Raw genomic sequence first — 17,950 nt, forward strand, 5'->3', positions numbered from 1 at the left:
TCATTCCTCTTCGGAGGGGTCTGCTTCGGGGGCCGGGCCGATGGGGCCGCTGACGGCGGTCAGGGGCGTGTGCAGCTCCTCGCCGGAGCCGTCGCGGCGGCCCATGGTGACGTTGAGCGTCGCCGGTTTGCCGTTGGCGCCCGCCGCCCGCAGGGGCGTCAGGGCCGCCCATGCCTGAAGCAGCACGTCCTCGCCCTTGAGGAAGCGGTGGGCGCGGACGCCGCCGGTGGCGCGGCCCTTGGGCGGGAAGTCGGCGAAGTCGGCGAGTTTGATCGCGCCGGTCTGGGTGCCGGGCAGCGCCGAGGACGAGCCGGAGACCGTGATGACGCGGGCCTCGCGGGACGGGTCGAGGGCGCCGAACCACAGGACGCTCGCGCCGGAGCCGAGCTTGATGCCCGCCATGCCTCCGGCGGCCCGGCCCTGGGGACGGACGAGGGACGCGGGGAAGTGCAGCAGCTGGGCGTCGGTGCTGATGAAGACGAGGTGCTGCTCTTCGGACATCAGATGGACGGCGCCGACCACGCGGTCGCCGTCCTTGAGGCCGATGACCTCGAACTCGTCACGGTTGGCGGGGAAGTCGGGGACCACCCGTTTGACCACGCCCTGGGCGGTGCCCAGCGCCAGGCCGCCGCCTTCCTCGCCGACGGAGCCGATGCCCACGATCGTCTCGTCCGGTTCCAGATCGACGTACTCGGTCACCGGCGCCCCGCCCGCCAGGGACGGGGGCGTCGCGGACGGCGGCAGCGTCGGCAGGTCCAGGACGTCGATGCGGATCATCCGGCCCAGGGACGTCACCGCGCCGATCTGCCCGCGGGCCGTGGCGGGCACGACCGAGGTCAGCACGTCGTGCGCGGCGCGGGGGCCGCTGTCGGGCAGGGGCGAGGCGTCGTGCGTGCGGGCCATGAGGCCGGTGGCGGACAGCAGCACCGTGCACGGGTCGTCGGCCACCTCCAGCGGCACGGCATCCGCGGCGGTGTGGCCCGAGGACTCCAGCAGGATGGTGCGGCGCGGGGTCGCGAACTCCTTGACGACCTCGCCCATCTCCTTGGAGACGACGCCGCGCAGCTTCCTCTCCGAGTCGAGGATCGCGGTCAGCTTGGCGATCTCCTTGGCGAGCTGCTCCTTCTCCTTCTCCAGCTCCAGGCGGTCGAACCGGGTGAGGCGGCGCAGCGGGGTGTCGAGGATGTACTGCGCCTGGATCTCCGACAGCTCGAAGATCTGCATGAGGCGCTGCTTGGCCTGGGCGGCGTCGTCGCTCTGCCGGATGACCTGGATGACCTCGTCGATGTTCAGCAGGGCGACGAGCAGGCCCTCCACCAGGTGGAGGCGGTCCTCGCGCTTCCGGCGCCGGAAGAGGGAACGCCTGCGAACGACGTCGATGCGGTGGTCGATGTAGACCTGGAGCAGTTCGCGCAGGCCGAGCGTGCGGGGCTGGCCGTCGACCAGGGCGACGTTGTTGATGCCGAACGTCTCCTCCATCGGCGTCAGCCGGTAGAGGTCGGCGAGGACGGCCTCGGGGTTGAAGCCGTTCTTGATCTCGATGACCAGGCGGAGGCCGACGGTGCGGTCGGTGAGGTCCTTCAGGTCGGCGATGCCCTGGATCTTCTTGGCGTTGACCAGTTCCTTGATCTTGGCCTTCACGCGCTCGGGGCCGACGGCGTAGGGCAGCTCGCTGACGATGATGCCCTTGCGGCGGGGCGTGACGTTCTCGACGGAGACCGTGGCGCGGGTGCGGAACGTCCCCCGGCCGCGCTCGTAGGCGTCGCGGATGCCGTCCAGCCCGACGATCTTTCCGCCGGTGGGCAGGTCGGGGCCGGGGACGAAGCGCATCAGCTCCTCGAGCGTGGCCTCCGGGTGGTCGATCAGGTGCCGGGCCGCGGCGACGACCTCGCCGAGGTTGTGCGGCGCCATGTTCGTGGCCATCCCGACCGCGATACCGGACGCGCCGTTGACCAGCAGGTTCGGGAACGCGGCGGGCAGCACCTCCGGCTCGTGCTCCTGCCCGTCGTAGTTGGGCCGGAACTCGACGGTGTCCTCGTCGATGGAGGCGACCATCAGCATCGCCTCGCGGGACAGCCGCGCCTCGGTGTACCGCATGGCGGCGGGCATGTCGTCGCCGCCGAGCGATCCGAAGTTGCCGTGCCCGTCCACGAGCGGCATCCGCATCGCCCAGGGCTGCGCCATCCGCACCATCGCGTCGTAGATGGCGCTGTCACCGTGCGGGTGCAGCTTGCCCATGACCTCGCCGACCACGCGGGCGCACTTGACGTGCCCCCGGTCGGGGCGCAGCCCCATCTCGTTCATCGAGTACAGGATCCGGCGCTGGACGGGCTTCATTCCGTCGCGCGCGTCGGGAAGCGCCCGCTGGTAGATGACCGAGTAGGCGTATTCGAGGAAGCTGCCGCGCATCTCGTCGGAGACGTCGACATCGACGATGTTCTCCTCGAAGTCCGGCGGAGGTGGAGGGGCTGGGGATCCGCGTCGTGCCATGCCCCACATTGTGGCCGGTCCCGGGGACATCTTTCGCCCACCCCACCGGGTGATCCGGCCAAGTCGGCGGATCGATCCCGTTTCGTCACCTCCGCGGACCTGGCAGATTGAGCGGGAGCCGTTTCGGTTTCCGCAGGTGGAAGTTCGTCGAGCAGGTGGAGGTTTCGTTGAGCGGACTGGCCGACTTCCAGAACTCGATCTATCTGCAGGGGCTCGGGGGCGCCCGGCCGGCGCTGCCCACGGACCTGACGAGGCTGGAGGGCCTCGCCGAGCGGTCCCTGTCTGCGCAGGCGTTCGGCTACGTGGCCGGGTCGGCGGGCAGCGAGGCGACCGCGCGGGCCAACCGCGCCGCGTTCGACCGGTGGCGGATCGTCCCGCGCATGCTGCGGGACGTCGCCGAGCGCGACCTGTCCGTGACCGTGCTGGGCACCCCGATGCCGTCGCCGGTCCTGCTCGGCCCCATCGGCGTGCAGTCGATCCTCCATCCGGACGGCGAGCTGGCCGTCGCGCGGGCGGCCGCGGCCGAGGGGCTGGCGATGGTGCTGAGCACCGCGTCCTCGTTCGGCATCGAGGAGGTCGCGGAGGCGAACGGGGACGGGCCGCGCTGGTACCAGCTGTACTGGCCGAAGGACAGGGAGCTCGCCGTCAGCTTCCTGGAGCGGGCGAAGTCCGCCGGGTACACCGCCCTCGTCGTCACCCTCGACACGTTCACGCTGGCGTGGCGCCCGCGCGACCTGGACCAGGCCTACCTGCCGTTCCTGCGCGGGATCGGGGTCGCGAACTACTTCGGCGACCCGGTGTTCCAGAAGGCCGTCGGCGGGCCCGTGACGGAGGCCAACCGCGACATGGCGCTCCTGCACTGGGTCGCCAACTTCGGCAACCCCGGCCTGACCTGGGACGACCTGATCTTCTTGCGTGAGCACTGGGACGGGCCCATCGCGCTCAAGGGCATCCAGCACCCCGACGACGCCCGCCAGGCCGTGGACGCCGGGATGGACGCCGTCATCGTCTCCAACCACGGCGGACGCCAGGTGGACGGCGCGGTCGCGTCGCTGGACGCCCTCCCCGGCGTGGTCGAGGCCGTCCGCGACCAGGCGACGGTCCTGTTCGACAGCGGTATCCGGACCGGGGCGGACATCGTCAAGGCGCTCGCCCTCGGCGCCGAGGCGGTCCTGGTCGCGCGCCCGTACGCGTACGGGCTGGCACTGGGCGGCCAGGCCGGCGTCCAGCACGTCCTGCGCTGCCTCCAGGCAGAGTTGGAGCTCACCTTGGCGCTCTCCGGCATCAAGCGTCCGGACGAGCTGCACCCGGAGATCCTCGTGCGCGCCTCCTAGCCGGCGCGTGGGGCCGAGGCCCGCCCGCCGGACTTTCGCAAGCGATAGCGGGTAGGGAGGGGCGCATGCACTGGCCCGATCACGCCATCTGGTGGCACGTCTATCCCCTCGGCTTCGTCGGCGCCGAACCTGGGGCCGCCGCCGCGCCGGAGCCGCGGCTCGGACGGATCGCCGGCTGGCTCGACCATCTCGTCGGCCTCGGCTGCAACGGCCTCGCGCTCGGCCCGGTGTTCGCGTCCGAGACGCACGGCTACGACACCGTCGACCACTACCGGGTCGATCCCCGGCTCGGCGGCGAGGACGACCTGCGGCGGCTGGTCGACGAGGCGTCCGGCAAGGGCGTCCGCGTGCTGCTCGACGGCGTCTTCAACCACGTGGGGCGCGGTTTCGTCCCCTTCGCCGATGTCGCCGCCAAGGGCGACGCCTCCGCCTACAGGAAGTGGTTCCATGCCGACCTGCGCACGTTCGAGGGCCACGACCGGCTCGTCACCCTGAACCACGCCGAACCCGAGGTCGCCGACTACGTCACCGACGTCATGACCCACTGGCTGGAGCGCGGCATAGACGGATGGCGCCTCGACGCCGCCTACGCCGTCCCACTGGACTTCTGGCGGCTGGTCACAGACCGCGTCCGCGCCCGCTTTCCCGATGCCTGGCTCGTCGGCGAGGTCATCCACGGCGACTACGCGCGCCTTGTGGAACAGACGGGATTCGACTCCGTCACCCAGTACGAGCTGTGGAAGGCCATCTGGAGCTCACTGAACGACCGGAACTTCTTCGAACTCGCCCACGCGCTGGAACGCCACAACGGGATGCTGGCCAAGTTCGCCCCGCAGACCTTCCTCGGCAATCACGACGTGACCCGCATCGCCACCCGGCTGACCGAACGACGCGATCTGGCCCACGCACTCGTGCTCCTGATGACCGTCGGCGGCGTCCCGTCCATCTACGCGGGGGACGAGTTCGCCTTCGAAGGCGTCAAGGAGGAGCGCGAGGGCGGAGACGACGCCATACGGCCGCCGTTCCCCGCCCGCCCCGGCGAGGTTCCCGGTCACGGCGGCGCCCACCACCGGCTTCATCAGGACCTGATCGGCGTGAGACGGCGCCATCCGTGGCTCGTCCGGGCACGGACCACGGCGGCCACCTTGACCAACACCGCCTTCTCCTACACCGTGGAGGACGGTCCGGAGCGGCTGGGAGTCGTCCTGAACGCGGGCGAGGAGCCCGCGAAGGTGGGTCTGCCCGCCGCCGGCTGGACGTGCGTGGCCGGTGACGCGGCGTTCACGGGCGACGGCGCCGTCGTCCCGCCCTCCGGATGGGCGATCGCCGAACCATGACATTCGTCATGGGGCACCCCTGAGAACTTCATGATCGTTTCCTGACGTCCGTGACTGCACGCCCGCGCGGACGCCGGGCAGCATGGAGTCCATGAAGGCACCCGTGATCGAGGTACGCGACCTGGACCTGAACGAGGCCGTGCGCAACGTCTCGTTCACCGTGGCGCAGGGCGAGGTCTACGCGCTGCTGGGCCGCTACGGCTCCGGCAAGACGGCCCTCCTGGAGATCCTCGCGGGACTGCGGCGGCCCGCCGGCGGAACCGTCCGGCTTCGCGGCGCCGACCCCTACACCGATCGGGACGCCGCGCGCGCCGCCGCCGTCTGGCGCGACGGCGGCCTCTTCCCGGGGCTGACCGTCGCCGAGGTGGTCGACACCTGGCGGCGCTGGACCCTCGACCCGCTCACCCGCGACGAGGCGCTGCGCCTGGTCGGCCTCACCCGGCTCGCCGACGTGCCGTTCGAGCGGCTGACCGCGGGGCGGCGGCGCATGCTCGACCTGGCGCTGGCCCTGGTCGGACGGTCGGACGTGCTCGTCCTGGACGAGCCCACCGCCGGGCTCGACGGCGGCGCCGCACGCGAGGTGTGGTCGGTCCTGGCGAGGCTGGCCGAGGACGGGGCCGCCGTGGTGGTCACGACCCGCGACCCCGACGAGGCGTGCCGCGCCGACCGGGTCGGGATCCTGGACGAGGGCCGCCCGGCCACCGGGCGGGACGCCGCCCGCCTCCGCGCCGCCTGAGCCCCCGCGCCCCCCTTGACGGCCGCATACGCTGGGCGCGTGCAGCCCAGGATCCCCCGTCCCACCGTCATCGCCGCGATCATCGTGGGGATGACGGTGCTGACGCTGGCGGGGTTCCTGCTGCCGGCGCTCTGGTACGAGTTCGTCGACCGGCGGGACGCCGGACGCCTGATCCCGGCCCTCCTCGGGACCGGCGCCGCCTTCGCCCTCTACGCCCGCCTCCTCTGGCAGAACCTGATGCGCCGCACCGCCCCCGCGCACAGGCTCGGGCTCGCCGCGATCGCGGCGATCTGCTGGGTGCTGCCGCCGCTGCTCGACACCGGTCAGGGCTGGGGGAACGCGCTCCTGGTCCCCGCCGGGCTGATCGCCGTCGTGCTTCCGGTGCGCGAGGCGATCGCCGTGACCGCGGCGGTGACCGTCCTGACCCCCGTCTACGGCGTGCTCCTCGGGCTCCCCGCGCTGACCGTCCTCTACGAGGTGACGGGCGTGCCGCTCGGCGCCTTCTCCGGATACGTCACGGTCTGGCTGTTCCACGTCGTCCAGGAGCTCCGGGAGGCGCGCGCGGAGCTGGCCCGGTCCGCGGTGGGGGAGGAGCGCCTCCGGTTCGCCCGCGACCTGCACGACGTCCTCGGCCACAGCCTCCAGGCCGTCGCGCTGCGCGCCGAGGTGGCCGAACGGTTCGTCGAACGCGACGACGGCCGCGTCCGCAAGGAGCTGACCGAGATCCAGACGATGGCGCGGGACGCGGTGCGGGACGTGCGCGAGGTCGTCCGCGGCTACCGCGCCACGTCCCTGCGCACCGAGCTGGACGGCATGTCCGCCGTCCTGCGCGCCGCCGGGATCCGCTGCGAGCGCCCCGAGGTGTCGCCGGAGCTGCCCGCCCACGTCCACGAGCCGCTCGGCTGGGTCGCCCGCGAGGCCGCCACCAACCTCCTGCGGCACTCCAGCGCCACCTGGTGCGAGATCACGCTCCGGGCCGGCCGCGACCGCGTCCGGCTGGAGATCGTCAACGACGGCGCGGCGCGTCGCGCCGCGGGGGACGCCGGCAGCGGCCTGGCCGGGCTCGCCGAACGGATCACGGCCGCCGGCGGCGTCTTCCACGCGGGCCCCGCGGGCGACGGGACGTTCCGGGTGACGGCCGCCGTCCCCGCGAAGGGAGACGCATGATCCGCGTGCTGCTGGCCGACGACCACCTCCTGATCAGGGAGGCGCTCGTCCTGCTGCTGGAGACCGAGGACGGCATCGAGGTCGCCGCCGACGTCGGGCGCGGCGATGAGGCCGTCGAGCGCGCCCTCGCCCTCGGGCCCGACGTCGCCGTCCTCGACATCGACATGCCGGGACTGGACGGCCTCGCCGCGGCCGAGCGGCTGTCCCGCGAGCTGCCCGCCTGCCGCCTGGTGATCGTGACCGCGCACGGCCGCCCCGGCAACCTGCGCCGCGCCATGGCCGCCGGCGTCCGCGGCTTCCTCGGCAAGGACGCCCCCGGCCGCCGGCTCGCCCAGGTCATCCGGCAGGTCGCCGCGGGCGCCCGCTACATCGACCCCCAGCTCGCCGCCGACGCCCTCGCCGCCGAGGAGTGCCCCCTCACCCCGCGCGAACTCGACACCCTCCGCGCCGCCGCCGACGGCGCCCCCGTCTCCCGCATCGCGCGCACCCTGGGCCTCTCCGAGGGCACCGTCCGCAACTACCTCTCCGCCGCCGTCACCAAACTGGGCGCCGACAACCGCCACACCGCCGCCCGCACCGCGGAAGATCTCGGATGGCTGTAGCGCCCGGCGGATCAGCGCCGGGCCAGCACCAGGGAGCCTCGTTTCGTCACCGGGAGGGGGGTGCGCAGGCGGGTGGCGGCCTCGGCGGCCTGCGGGCGGGGGACCTGGCGGGCGACCAGGTAGTCGCGGACGGCGGCCTGGTCGGGGAGGGTGAGCAGGGGGGCGTCCCAGCGCTCCACCTCGACCTCGCCGAAGACCTCGCCGACGCGGGCCGGGGCCTCCTCGGCGTCGAACGTGGTCGGCTCGGGGCGCCACACCGGCGACAGCTCGGGGCTGTCGGTCCGGCAGATCGCGGTGACCAGGAGCAGGCCCCCCGGGGCGAGGACGCGGCGGGCCTCGCGCAGCGCCCGGCCGGGGTCGCCCAGTTGCGGGAGCAGGTTCACGGCCACGGCGGCGCCGAACGTCCCGTCCCGGAACGGCAGGCGCAGCGCGTCCGCCCGCAGGCGCGGCGCCGGGTGGGCGGTCACGAGCTCGGCGGAGACGTCCAGCCCGACGAGCCGGAACGGCGGCGGGTGGGGGAGGGCGTCGCTGAGGCCGCCCTCCCCGCAGCCGATGTCCAGGACGCGGGAGGCGCCCGAGCCCAGCAGCTTGAAGGCGATGTGGTCGTGCAGGCTCCGCGCCCCGATCAGGTACTTCCTGGTGACCCTGGCGGCGAGACGGAAGCGTTCAGGGCCGGAGTCGCGATCGGGTGTGAGGGCCATGCCGGGAGTCTGCCCGGTGTACCGCCCGGAAAGCGTCGTCAGGCGGTGACGCCTCCGTCGACGACCAGGTCGTGGCCGACCACGTGGGACGAGGCGTCCGAGGCCAGCCACAGGATGGTCTCGGCCACCTCGGCGGTGTCGGCCACACGGCCCGACGGCGTGGCGCGCATCCGCTCGGCGCGCCCGGCGGGCGTCTCGCCGGGGTGCAGCGACATCGGCGTGTCGGTGGCCCCCGGGCTGACGGCGTTCACGCGGACGCCGTCGGCGACGTGGTCGAGCGCGGCGGTGCGGGTGAGGACGCTGACCGCCGCCTTGGACGCCGCGTACGCCGCGAGGCCGGGGCGGCGCCCGTGCGCGCCGATGTTGGACGAGACGTTGACGATCGCCCCTCCGCCGTGGGCGCGCATGTGGGCGATCTCGTGCTTCATCGACAGGAACACGCCGGTCAGGTTCACCGCCAGGACCTCGTCCCAGGCGGCGGCGTCGACGTCGGCGACGGGTCCCGCGGCGCCGAAGATCCCGGCGTTGTTGACGGCGACGTGGAGGCCGCCGTGGCGGCCCGCGACCGCCTCGACCATCCCGGCGGCCGACGCGGGGTCGGACACGTCCGCGACGACATGGTCGGCCCGGCCGGGGCCGATCTCCTTCACCGCCCCGGCCAGCGCCGCCGCGTCGCGTCCGGCCAGGACGACGGTGGCGCCCTGCCGGGCGAAGGCGTGGGCGGTGGCGCGGCCGATGCCGCCGGCGCCGCCGGTGATGAGGACGATCTTGCCGTCGAATCGCACGTGAGCTCCCAAAATATTGGATCGATCGGTCTTAAATAAGGGGCGAAAGAAGCCCCACCGGGAGGCGGGGCGGGTCCGGTCAGGTGAAGAGGGCGGCGGCCTGGCGGGTCGCGTCGCGGAGGCGGTGGTCGTCGGCGGGGGCGCGGCCGAGGACGCGCATGCCCTGGAAGAGGACGAGCAGGAGGCGGGCCAGCGCGCGGGGGTCCTTGTCCGGGGACAGTTCGCCCTGGGCCCGCGCCCGGGTCAGTGCCGTGGTGAGCGCGGCCTCCAGGAAGTTCCAGCTCGCCTCGACCAGGCGCGCGGCCTCGGCGTCGCGCGCGGCCAGCTCGACCGCGGTGTTCACCACGAGGCAGCCGAGCCGGGGCCGGCCGTGCGCCGACTCCTCGGCGTAGCGCTCGATCAGCGTACGGACCGCCGGCAGCACGGGCCCGGGCTGAGACAGCGCCTCGGCGATCTTCGGGTCGGTGTCGCGGAGGTAGCGTTCCAGGGCCTTCAGGTACAGCTCGCGCTTGCCGCCGAACGTGGCGTAGACGCTGGCCCGCGCGATGCCGAGGTGCGCCACGAGGTCGGCCATGGAGGTCGCCTCGTACCCGCGCTCCCAGAACAGCTCCAGCGCGCGCCGCAGCGCGGCGTCCGGATCGAACTCCTTCGTCCGTGCCATGGGGACGACGATAGGCGTTTCAAGAACGAACGGTCAAATATCAGGCCTGCGACGCCACCGGGACGGACGGGTGGTCCAGGTCCATGACGGCCAGCACCGCGCCGTCGGAGGCGAGCGCCTCCACGACCGGCCCCCGGCGGGCGCCCCAGACCACGACGACGTGCCCGTGCTCGGGGACGTCCAGGATCCGCTTGCCGACCCGCACCCGCGCGACCTCGGAGGAGACCCGCAGCCGCGCCTCGTTCACCCACTTGGCGCCCCACGGCAGCAGCCGGTTGGCGTTGCGCACCGTCCGGCCCGACCCGTACTTGAGCAGGTAGCGCCCCATCTCGCCGGACGAGCGGCGCGCCAGCGGCTCGTCGGGGGCCGACCCGCCCGCGCCGCCCAGCTCCATCCACTCGCCGTCGCGGCGATGGAACGTCCAGCCCTCGATGAACGAGGACGCGGAGTCCCCCCACTGGTACAGGAACGTGACAACGGCGATGTCGCCGTCCCTGTCGAGCCCGAGCGGAAGGTAGTCCCGGCCTTCGGCGAAGGCGGCGGGAGCGGGGACGGGGAGGCCGTCCCGGAGGAGCCGCAGGCACTCCTCGTGCACCTCGTGGTCGTTCATGATGGGGGACCTCTGATCGTGCAGGCAGGACAAAGGGCCCTCCCGCGAGAGGGCCCCACGTGGCATTCACTCTAGAGGTCCGGCTCGTCTGGTTTCACCCGTCTGACGTACTCCCGACAAGCCTTTGCCATCTGTCCTTCACCTCATGGTCGACCACCGGTCCGCGGGGCCGGAACGCCCGCGCGGCCAGGGCGGCGCACAGTGCGGCCAGCGGTAGTTCCACCCCCGCGGCCAGGGCGATCGCCACCGCCCGCTCCGCGCCGGGCGCGGCGGTCATCACGTCGAACCAGGCGTCGACGGCCAGCAGCGCCCCGGCCGCGGCGGCGCCCAGGCCGTGGCGCGGATCGCGGCGGACGAGCAGGACGCCGGTGCCGAGCAGGGCGGCGGCCTCCATCGCGTCCAGCCCCACCCAGGCGGCGGACCAGTTCGACACCGTGGCGGTGGACGGCAGGGTGGCGGCGAGCGACCACATCCAGGGCACCAGCGCCGCGGCGCCCCCGACGAACGCCCAGCCGAGCCGCCGGCCTCCCCCCGTCCGTCGCGCGACGGGGCCGGGCGGCCCGTACCGTCCGGAACGAGGACGGCGCCGGACGGCGACCGCGGAACGGGACGAGGGGGGACCGGGACGGGTGACGACGGCGACCATGGGAACTCCTGCGGACGGTGATCGGTGCGCATCCGCTGCCCGGATGCATGACCGAAGCCTCTCCGGAACCCCGCGCACGATCAGTAGCGCACCCTTCCGACCCGGGGTGGCACTGGGTTCACCCCCGGCCCTGCACCCTGGTTCATGGCGGCGCCCGAAGTGGGGCAATACGGTTTCCCCATGGCATCCCTCTCCGCGGTCCGGCGCGTCCGCGTGCACGCTCCGTGGTCGGCCGCGGCATGGCGCGACACGGTGTTCGTCGCCTCCGGGGTGCCGCTGCAGCTCGCCGGCTGGCTGATCCTCGGCTCCTTCTGGACGGTCTGGACACCGGTACGCGTGACGCCGGTCCTGCTGCTCACCGGCGCGTCGGTGGTCCTTCTGCTGCTCGCGCTGCGCCCGCTGACGTCCTGGCAGCGGGAGCGGTGCTGGGCGGTGCTCGGCCTCGACATCCCGCGCATGCCCGACTTCGACGGCGGGCGCGCCTGGGACGTGCTGCGCGACCTCCGCTCGCCCGAGCTGTGGCGGGTGCTCCAGTACCACCTGCTGGCCGGGCCGTGCCTCGCCTTCGGCGGGCTGGTCGTGATCGCGGCGTGGGCGGCCGGGCTCGCCCTCGCCACGTCCGCGACCTACGCCTGGGCGGTGCACTCCACCGGCCCGCTGACAACCGGCCATCCGCAGCGCGTCGCCGTCCTCACCGCGGTCGGCGTGCTGCTCCTGGTCGCGGCGCCGTGGGCGGCGGCGGGTGTCCGGCGCCTGGACGCCCGCGCCGCCGCCGCGCTGCTCGGCCCCGACCGCGCGCAGGAGCTGCAGCGGCGCGTCGAGGACCTGGCCGAGAAGCGCGCCAGCGTGGTGGACGCCGCCGACATCGAGCGCCGCCGCATCGAGCGGGACCTGCACGACGGCGCCCAGCAGCGGCTCGTCTCCCTCGCGCTGAACCTCGGGCTGGCGCGCGAGACGCTCGACGGCGTCCCGGACGAGGCCATGCGCGTGATCGTGGAGGCGCACGAGGAGGCCAAGGCGGCGCTGACCGAGCTGCGCGACCTGATCCGCGGCCTGCACCCCGCGGTGCTGGAGGACCGCGGCCTGGACGCCGCCCTGTCCGGTGTCGCCGCGCGGGTGCCGCTGCCCGTCCGGCTCCGCGTCGACATCGAGCCGCGCGCCTCCTCCACCGTCGAGGCCGTCGCCTACTTCGTCGTCTCCGAGGCGCTCACCAACGTGGTCAGGCACGCGCGCGCGAACGAGGTGGACGTCCGCGTGGCGCGCCGCGGCGACGCGCTGCTGGTGACCGTCCGCGACGACGGCGCGGGCGGCGCCGACCCGTCCGCCGGGACCGGCCTGACCGGGCTCGCCCGCCGCGTCCGGTCCGTGGACGGTACGTTCCGGATCACCAGCCCCGCGGGGGGCCCGACGACCGTCACCGTGGAGTTGCCGTGCGCATTGTGATCGCCGAGGACTCGGTCCTGCTGCGGGCGGGGCTGATCAAGCTCCTGGAGACCTCCGGGTTCGAGGTCGCCGCGGCCGTCGGCGAGGCCGAGGGGCTTCTCGCCGCCGTGCGCGAGCACCGGCCCGACGCGGCGATCGTGGACGTCCGGATGCCGCCCGGCTTCACCGACGAGGGCGTCCGCGCGGCGCTGGTGATGCGGCGCGAGACGCCTGAGACCGCGGTGCTGCTGCTGTCGCAGTACGTCGAGGAGCGGTACGCGGCGGACCTGCTGGCGACCAGCACCAGCGGGGTCGGCTACCTGCTCAAGGACCGCGTCGCGGACGTCTCGGTGTTCCTGGACGCGCTGCGCCGGGTCGCCTCGGGCGGCACCGCCCTGGATCCCGAGGTCGTCTCGCAGCTGCTGCTGCGCCGGCACCGCGACCCGCTCGACCGGCTCACCCCCCGCGAGAAGGAGGTGCTCGCCCTCATGGCCGAGGGCCGCTCCAACGCGGGCATCGCGGCAGCGCTGGTGGTGAGCGAGAGCGCGGTCGCCAAGCACATCAACAACATCTTCGCCAAGCTCGACCTCCCGCACGCCGAGGGCGACCACCGCCGCGTCCTCGCCGTGCTGCGCTTCCTGGGCGGCGAGGGGTGACGGCCCCGGCCGCCCCGGTCCGGCCGAGGCGCCGCGCCGTCTGGATCGCGCTGGCGCTCGCGACGGCGCTGGCCGTGGTCTTGCCCACCGGGCTGCTGGCGTTCGGCCGGGCCGTCCAGCGGACCTCGACGTCCATGACCCCCTACCGGCACGCGATCCGGGAGGTGCGGCTCGACGTGAGCAGCGCCGAGGTCTCGATCGGGCCGGGATCGGACGGCGAGGCGCGCGTCTACAAGAATCTCCGCTGGGGGCCGAACCGGCCCGAGTTCACCGAGTCGCTGGTGGACGACGTCCTGTTCGTCACCTTCCGCTGCTCGGGGCCCGACTGGCCGGGCACCGAATGCGGGGCGGACATCGACGTCCAGATCCCGGCCGGGACGCGCGTGTCGGCGGTCTCCGGCTCCGGGCGGATCGGCGTCCGCGGGGTGACCGGCGACCTCGACCTGCGGACCGGGTCCGGGCGGATCGACGTCACCGGCGCGCGCGGGCGGCTGCGGCTGCTGGCCCGCTCCGGTGAGATCAGGGGCCGCGCGCTCGCCGCACCCAAGACCCGGGCCGACGTGTCGTCGGGCGCCCTCGACCTCCGCTACGCCGAGCCGCCGGGCGCGGTGGACGCCTCCGCCGGCGCCGGCACCGTGAAGATCATCGTCCCGCCGGGCTCGCGCTACCGGGTCGCGGGGTGGACGGGCGCGGGCAGCGCCCACCTCAACCCGGCCGTCTACGACGACCGCTCGGCCCGCCGGATCTCCGTCCGCAGCGGCTCGGGCGAGACCTACGTCGACTACCGCGATGACTAGGGCGAACGTCGCGATCCGGAGCGACGAGCATCACACCGGGCGGAGTTGCGTCATCGGTGTTCGGCCGGTTAACTGCTGACATGCCTTCCGTACGCCCGTGCCACGAGCACCGCCCGCCGATGCGGCGGGCCATGCGGCGTGCGTGCTGCCGGCGAATGTGTGACCGCTGAGGGCCCCCGCCTGAGACTCGCGCCCCGAAGCGAGCGAACTCCGACCCCCTGAGTCGCGCATGTGTTTCGAACGCCACCTGCTGAGCCACGCGCCGTACCCGCCCGGTCTCTCCTGACCCCGCGGCCCTGAGCGCGGGCGCCGCCCTGGCGCGTCCTCCGACATCCGGCGCATTCCGAACGCCGACCCGTCCCGAACGTCGCCGCCCGTCCGGCGGCCCCCGTCCGCATGGGTGATTCCCTGTGATTCAGATCGAAAAACTTCGTAAGGTCTACCGCGGCCGCGGCCGCGAGGTGGCCGCCGTCGACGGCGTCGACCTGACCGTCGCCGAGGGCGAGGTCTTCGGCGTGCTCGGCCGCAGCGGCGCCGGCAAGAGCACCCTGCTGCGCTGCGTCAACCTGCTGGAGCGCCCGGACGAGGGCCGCGTGGTGGTCGGCGGCCGGGACCTGCCGGCGCTGCGCGGCGGGGAGCTGCGCCGGGCGCGCCAGGGCATCGGCATGATCCACCAGCATTTCGGCCTGCTCGGCAGCAGGACCGTCGCCGGGAACGTCGCGTTCCCGCTGGAGGTCATGGGCGTACCGCGCGCCGAGCGGGCCGGGCGCGTCGCCGAGCTGCTGGACCTCGTCGGGCTCACCGAACACGCGAAGGCCCACCCGGCGCAGATCTCCGGCGGCCAGAAGCAGCGCGTCGGCATCGCCCGGGCGCTCGCCGGACGGCCGAAGGTGCTGCTGTCGGACGAGGCGACGTCGTCGCTCGACCCCGAGACGACCGCCTCGATCCTGGAGCTGCTGCGCGACCTCAACCGCCGGCTCGGCCTCACGATCCTGCTCATCACCCACGAGATGGACGTGGTGAAGCGCATCTGCGACTCGGCCGCGGTCATGCGGGAGGGCCGGTTCACCGAGGCGGGGCCGGTGCCCGCGCTGCTCGCCCGTCCGGGCTCGGAGCTGGCGCGGGGCCTGTTCCCGCTGCCGCCCGCCGAGCCCCGCGACGGCACGACGCTGGTCGAGGTCACCTTCACCGGCGGCGCGACCGACGAGCCGTTCGTGTCGGCGCTCGCCCGCAGGTACGCGCTGGACGTCAACATCCTCGGCGGCGCCGTGGAGACGGTCGGCGGCGAGCGCGTCGGCCGGCTCCAGCTCGAACTGCCCGGCGACCCGGCGGGCAACGCCGCGCAGCTGGCGTTCCTGCGCGAGTCCGGCCTGGCCGTGCGGGTCGTGAACCCCGTGCAGGTCGTGAACCCCCTCCAGGAGGACCCCCGATGAGCTGGGACGAGGTCATGCCGCTGCTGTGGCCCGCCACCCGCGAGACCCTCTACATGACCGGCGTCGCGACGCTGTTCACCGCCGTCCTCGGGCTCCTGCTCGGGGTGCTGCTGGTGATCACCGAGCGGGGCGGGCTGCTGCCCGCGCCGCCGGTCAACGGCGTGCTCGGCGTCGTGGTCAACATCGGCCGGTCGCTGCCGTTCCTGATCCTCATGGTGGCGATCATCCCGTTCACCCGGGCGGTCGTCGGCACCAGCATCGGCAACGCCGCCGCGATCGTCCCGCTGACCGTCGGCGCCATCCCGTTCTACGCGCGGCTCGTCGAGATCGCGCTGCGCGAGGTCGACCCGGGCGTCATCGCCGCGGCGGACGCGATGGGCGCCACCCGCCGCGAGATCGTCGGCAAGGTCCTGCTGCGCGAGGCGCGGCCGGGCCTGGTGTCCGGGCTGACCGTCACCGTCATCGCGCTCATCGGCTACACGGCCATGGCCGGGACGGTCGGCGGCGGCGGGCTCGGCAACCTCGCCGTCGTCTACGGCTACGAGCGCTTCGAGACCAAGGTCATGGTCTCCACCGTGGCGCTGCTGGTCGTCATCGTCCTGATCATCCAGGCCGCGGGGGACCTCGTCGCCCGCCGGCTGACCCACAAGTAGCACCGACCCCTCGGAACCGCAGAGAAAGGCACTCCTCGTGCTTCGCAGACTCACCGCCGCGCTGGCCTCCGTCACCCTCCTCGCGGGCCTCACCGCCTGCGGCTCCTCCTCGGCGTCCGACGATCCGGACGCCCCGCTCAAGGTCGCGGTCAACCCCGTCCCGCACGGCGACATCCTCAAGTACGTCAAGGACGACCTGGCGGGCAAGGCAGGGCTGAAGCTGGAGATCGTCACCTTCAGCGACTACCAGCAGCCGAACACCGCGCTGAAGGAGAAGCAGGTCACCGCCAACTACTTCCAGCACGTGCCGTTCATGGAGGAGTTCGAGAAGAAGTCCGGGACGAAGCTGGCGTTCGTCGCGCCCGTGCACCTGGAGCCCCTCGGCGTGTACTCGAAGAAGGTGAAGAGCCTGCAGGCCGTCCCGCAGGGCGCGACCGTCGCCGTGCCGAACGACCCGGCCAACGAGGGGCGCTCGCTGAAGCTGCTCGCCGCCAACGGCCTGATCACCCTCAAGCCGGACGCGCCGGCCAGCGCGACCGAGCGGGACGTCGCGAGCAACCCCAGGGGCCTGAGGTTCAAGCCGCTCAAGGCCGCGCAGCTGCCCCGCTCGCTGGAGGACGTCGACCTGTCGGTGATCAACGGCAACTACGCCATCGAGGCCGGGCTCGCCCCGAACAGGGACGCGCTCGCCGCCGAGAAGGCCGAGGGCAACCCCTACGCCAACGGCATCGTCACGCTGCCGGAGGACAAGGACGACCCGCGCGTGAAGAAGCTCGTCCAGCTGCTGCAGGGCCCCGAGGTGAAGAAGTTCGTCGAGGACAAGTACAAGGGGTCGGTGCTGATCGCCTCCTGATCCCGGGCCCGTTCCCCGAACCGCGGAAATCGGCGCGATCTGTCCGTCGGTCCTGATAGGACATGTGCCGACGATCAGGCGAAGGGGACCCATGGCCATTAATCAGCACCTTGAGGAATACGTCGGCCTGCCGGTGGCCACGTTCAACGAGGACACCGGCACCGAGGAGGAGGACGACGGCCGCGGCGCGGCCACCGATCCCGTCAGCGGGGAGGAGTTCCCGCCCGCGGGCGAGGCCGCCTGGTTCGTCGGCACCTCCTTCGACGAGGAGCCGTTCGGCGAGGTCTTCGCGCGGTTCCTGGAGACGGTCGACACCACCGAGGTGACGGCGCTGATCATCGGCTACTGGGGCGCGTCCTACGAGCTCGAACAGGTCCCCGACCCGGTGTCGCTGCTGACCGGGGCGGCCGCGTCCTTCCCGAAGCTGCGGTCGCTGTTCCTCGGTGACATCACCTTCGAGGAGGCGGAGATCTCCTGGATCGAGCACGCCGACATCACGCCCCTGTTCGCCGCGTTCCCCGGCCTGGAGCGGCTGGAGGTGCGCGGCGCGCAGGGGCTCGTCCTCGACCCGGTCAAGAGCGAGACGCTGAAGGTGCTGCGGTTCGAGTCCGGCGGGCTGCCGGCGCGGATCGTCCGCGCCGTCGGGGCCAGCGACCTGCCCAATCTGAGGCACCTCGACCTGTGGCTCGGCGAGGAGAACTACGGCGGCGACACCACCGTCGCGGACCTCGCCCCGTTCCTGTCCGGCGAGCGGCTGCCGGCGCTGCGCCACCTCGGCCTGGAGGACAGCGAGATCCAGGACGAGATCGCGGCGGCGGTCGCCGGTGCGCCCGTCGTCGCCCGGCTGGAGTCGCTGAGCCTGGCGATGGGCGTCCTGACCGACCAGGGCGCCGAGGCTCTGCTGGCCGGCCAGCCGCTCACCCACCTGCGCGAGCTGGACCTGCACCACCACTTCCTGTCCGACGCGATGGTCGAGCGGGTGCGGGCGGCGCTGCCCGGCGTCGAGGTCGACCTGGACTGCCAGTCGCCGGACGGCGACTGGCACTACATCGCGGTGTCCGAATGAG

Annotated in this window: 18 protein-coding genes; 12 read left to right on the plus strand and 6 right to left on the minus strand. The window is 73.3% G+C overall.

Translation table 11 applies throughout. From position 1 onward, the window contains the following. Positions 1-2,490, minus strand: a complete 2,490-nt coding sequence (locus CHC11_RS36290) for a DNA gyrase/topoisomerase IV subunit A (RefSeq protein ID WP_089316419.1) — start codon at positions 2,488-2,490, stop codon at positions 1-3. A gap of 167 nt (positions 2,491-2,657) precedes the next feature. Between CHC11_RS36290 and CHC11_RS36295 the strand changes: the two genes are divergently transcribed. The 5 genes from CHC11_RS36295 to CHC11_RS36315 all read left to right on the plus strand — a co-directional run bounded on the left by CHC11_RS36295 (position 2,658) and on the right by CHC11_RS36315 (position 7,666). Beyond that, positions 2,658-3,824, plus strand: a complete 1,167-nt coding sequence (locus CHC11_RS36295; RefSeq protein ID WP_089316420.1) for a lactate 2-monooxygenase — start codon at positions 2,658-2,660, stop codon at positions 3,822-3,824. A 65-nt stretch (positions 3,825-3,889) separates the two neighbouring features. Further along, positions 3,890-5,161, plus strand: a complete 1,272-nt coding sequence (locus CHC11_RS36300; RefSeq protein ID WP_089316421.1) for an alpha-amylase family glycosyl hydrolase — start codon at positions 3,890-3,892, stop codon at positions 5,159-5,161. Positions 5,162-5,252: 91 nt separating this feature from the next. Further along, positions 5,253-5,897, plus strand: coding sequence for an ATP-binding cassette domain-containing protein (locus tag CHC11_RS36305; RefSeq protein WP_089316454.1), 645 nt, complete (start codon positions 5,253-5,255; stop codon positions 5,895-5,897). 39 nt (positions 5,898-5,936) lie between these two features. Further along, positions 5,937-7,064, plus strand: a complete 1,128-nt coding sequence (locus tag CHC11_RS36310) for a histidine kinase (RefSeq protein WP_089316422.1) — start codon at positions 5,937-5,939, stop codon at positions 7,062-7,064. After that, positions 7,061-7,666, plus strand: coding sequence for a response regulator transcription factor (locus CHC11_RS36315; protein WP_089316423.1), 606 nt, complete (start codon positions 7,061-7,063; stop codon positions 7,664-7,666). The genes CHC11_RS36310 and CHC11_RS36315 overlap by 4 nt, the downstream gene beginning before the upstream one ends. Positions 7,667-7,677: 11 nt before the next feature. On the opposite strand, the gene CHC11_RS36320 is transcribed toward CHC11_RS36315, so the two are convergent. The 5 genes from CHC11_RS36320 to CHC11_RS41790 form a co-directional block, all read right to left on the minus strand. Then, entirely contained in the window at positions 7,678-8,367 is a 690-nt protein-coding gene (locus CHC11_RS36320) for a class I SAM-dependent methyltransferase (RefSeq protein WP_089316424.1), read from the minus strand. Positions 8,368-8,405: 38 nt separating this feature from the next. Then, positions 8,406-9,152 (minus strand): SDR family NAD(P)-dependent oxidoreductase, encoded by a 747-nt coding sequence (locus tag CHC11_RS36325; protein ID WP_218826393.1) that lies wholly within the window; start codon positions 9,150-9,152, stop codon positions 8,406-8,408. Between the two features lie 79 nt (positions 9,153-9,231). Beyond that, on the minus strand, positions 9,232-9,813 hold the full coding sequence (locus CHC11_RS36330; RefSeq protein WP_089316426.1) for a TetR/AcrR family transcriptional regulator: 582 nt from the start codon (positions 9,811-9,813) through the stop codon (positions 9,232-9,234). A gap of 40 nt (positions 9,814-9,853) precedes the next feature. Further along, positions 9,854-10,423 carry a hypothetical protein gene (locus tag CHC11_RS36335; RefSeq protein ID WP_089316427.1) on the minus strand — a complete coding sequence of 190 codons (570 nt, stop codon included), beginning with the start codon at positions 10,421-10,423 and terminating at the stop codon, positions 9,854-9,856. A 94-nt stretch (positions 10,424-10,517) separates the two neighbouring features. Continuing rightward, positions 10,518-11,069: an LPXTG cell wall anchor domain-containing protein gene (locus tag CHC11_RS41790; RefSeq protein ID WP_179279176.1), complete on the minus strand. Its 552-nt coding sequence runs from the start codon at positions 11,067-11,069 to the stop codon at positions 10,518-10,520. Between the two features lie 180 nt (positions 11,070-11,249). Here CHC11_RS41790 and CHC11_RS36345 point away from each other — a divergent pair, with 180 nt between their 5' ends. The 7 genes from CHC11_RS36345 to CHC11_RS36375 all read left to right on the plus strand — a co-directional run bounded on the left by CHC11_RS36345 (position 11,250) and on the right by CHC11_RS36375 (position 17,949). Further along, a complete protein-coding gene (locus CHC11_RS36345) occupies positions 11,250-12,512 on the plus strand; it encodes a sensor histidine kinase (RefSeq protein ID WP_089316428.1) in 1,263 nt (420 codons plus the stop codon). After that, complete coding sequence (locus CHC11_RS36350; protein WP_089316429.1) at positions 12,500-13,147, plus strand: response regulator; 648 nt, start codon at positions 12,500-12,502, stop codon at positions 13,145-13,147. Before CHC11_RS36345 ends, CHC11_RS36350 begins: the two co-directional genes overlap by 13 nt. Continuing rightward, positions 13,144-13,944, plus strand: a complete 801-nt coding sequence (locus tag CHC11_RS36355; protein WP_089316430.1) for a DUF4097 family beta strand repeat-containing protein — start codon at positions 13,144-13,146, stop codon at positions 13,942-13,944. The genes CHC11_RS36350 and CHC11_RS36355 overlap by 4 nt, the downstream gene beginning before the upstream one ends. Positions 13,945-14,354: 410 nt before the next feature. Next, positions 14,355-15,377 (plus strand): methionine ABC transporter ATP-binding protein, encoded by a 1,023-nt coding sequence (locus tag CHC11_RS36360; RefSeq protein WP_089316431.1) that lies wholly within the window; start codon positions 14,355-14,357, stop codon positions 15,375-15,377. Then, on the plus strand, positions 15,374-16,030 hold the full coding sequence (locus CHC11_RS36365; protein ID WP_089316432.1) for a methionine ABC transporter permease: 657 nt from the start codon (positions 15,374-15,376) through the stop codon (positions 16,028-16,030). The genes CHC11_RS36360 and CHC11_RS36365 overlap by 4 nt, the downstream gene beginning before the upstream one ends. A gap of 37 nt (positions 16,031-16,067) precedes the next feature. Further along, positions 16,068-16,883 carry a MetQ/NlpA family ABC transporter substrate-binding protein gene (locus CHC11_RS36370; protein WP_089316433.1) on the plus strand — a complete coding sequence of 272 codons (816 nt, stop codon included), beginning with the start codon at positions 16,068-16,070 and terminating at the stop codon, positions 16,881-16,883. A gap of 91 nt (positions 16,884-16,974) precedes the next feature. Next, positions 16,975-17,949 carry an STM4015 family protein gene (locus CHC11_RS36375; RefSeq protein WP_089316434.1) on the plus strand — a complete coding sequence of 325 codons (975 nt, stop codon included), beginning with the start codon at positions 16,975-16,977 and terminating at the stop codon, positions 17,947-17,949. Position 17,950: the final 1 nt, after the last annotated feature.

It is taken from the genome of Actinomadura mexicana (assembly GCF_900188105.1).
Lineage (GTDB): Bacteria > Actinomycetota > Actinomycetes > Streptosporangiales > Streptosporangiaceae > Spirillospora > Spirillospora mexicana.

What these genes read in the sequence shown, in the direction of transcription:
- CHC11_RS41790 (WP_179279176.1), bottom strand. Translation starts at nt 11,069, where the DNA reads ATGGTCGCCGTCGTCACCCGTCCCGGTCCCCCCTCGTCCCGTTCCGCG.
- CHC11_RS36300 (WP_089316421.1), top strand. Translation starts at nt 3,890, where the DNA reads ATGCACTGGCCCGATCACGCCATCTGGTGGCACGTCTATCCCCTCGGC.
- CHC11_RS36305 (WP_089316454.1), top strand. Translation starts at nt 5,253, where the DNA reads ATGAAGGCACCCGTGATCGAGGTACGCGACCTGGACCTGAACGAGGCC.
- CHC11_RS36320 (WP_089316424.1), bottom strand. Translation starts at nt 8,367, where the DNA reads ATGGCCCTCACACCCGATCGCGACTCCGGCCCTGAACGCTTCCGTCTC.
- CHC11_RS36345 (WP_089316428.1), top strand. Translation starts at nt 11,250, where the DNA reads ATGGCATCCCTCTCCGCGGTCCGGCGCGTCCGCGTGCACGCTCCGTGG.
- CHC11_RS36375 (WP_089316434.1), top strand. Translation starts at nt 16,975, where the DNA reads ATGGCCATTAATCAGCACCTTGAGGAATACGTCGGCCTGCCGGTGGCC.
- CHC11_RS36330 (WP_089316426.1), bottom strand. Translation starts at nt 9,813, where the DNA reads ATGGCACGGACGAAGGAGTTCGATCCGGACGCCGCGCTGCGGCGCGCG.
- CHC11_RS36315 (WP_089316423.1), top strand. Translation starts at nt 7,061, where the DNA reads ATGATCCGCGTGCTGCTGGCCGACGACCACCTCCTGATCAGGGAGGCG.
- CHC11_RS36335 (WP_089316427.1), bottom strand. Translation starts at nt 10,423, where the DNA reads ATGAACGACCACGAGGTGCACGAGGAGTGCCTGCGGCTCCTCCGGGAC.
- CHC11_RS36365 (WP_089316432.1), top strand. Translation starts at nt 15,374, where the DNA reads ATGAGCTGGGACGAGGTCATGCCGCTGCTGTGGCCCGCCACCCGCGAG.
- CHC11_RS36290 (WP_089316419.1), bottom strand. Translation starts at nt 2,490, where the DNA reads ATGGCACGACGCGGATCCCCAGCCCCTCCACCTCCGCCGGACTTCGAG.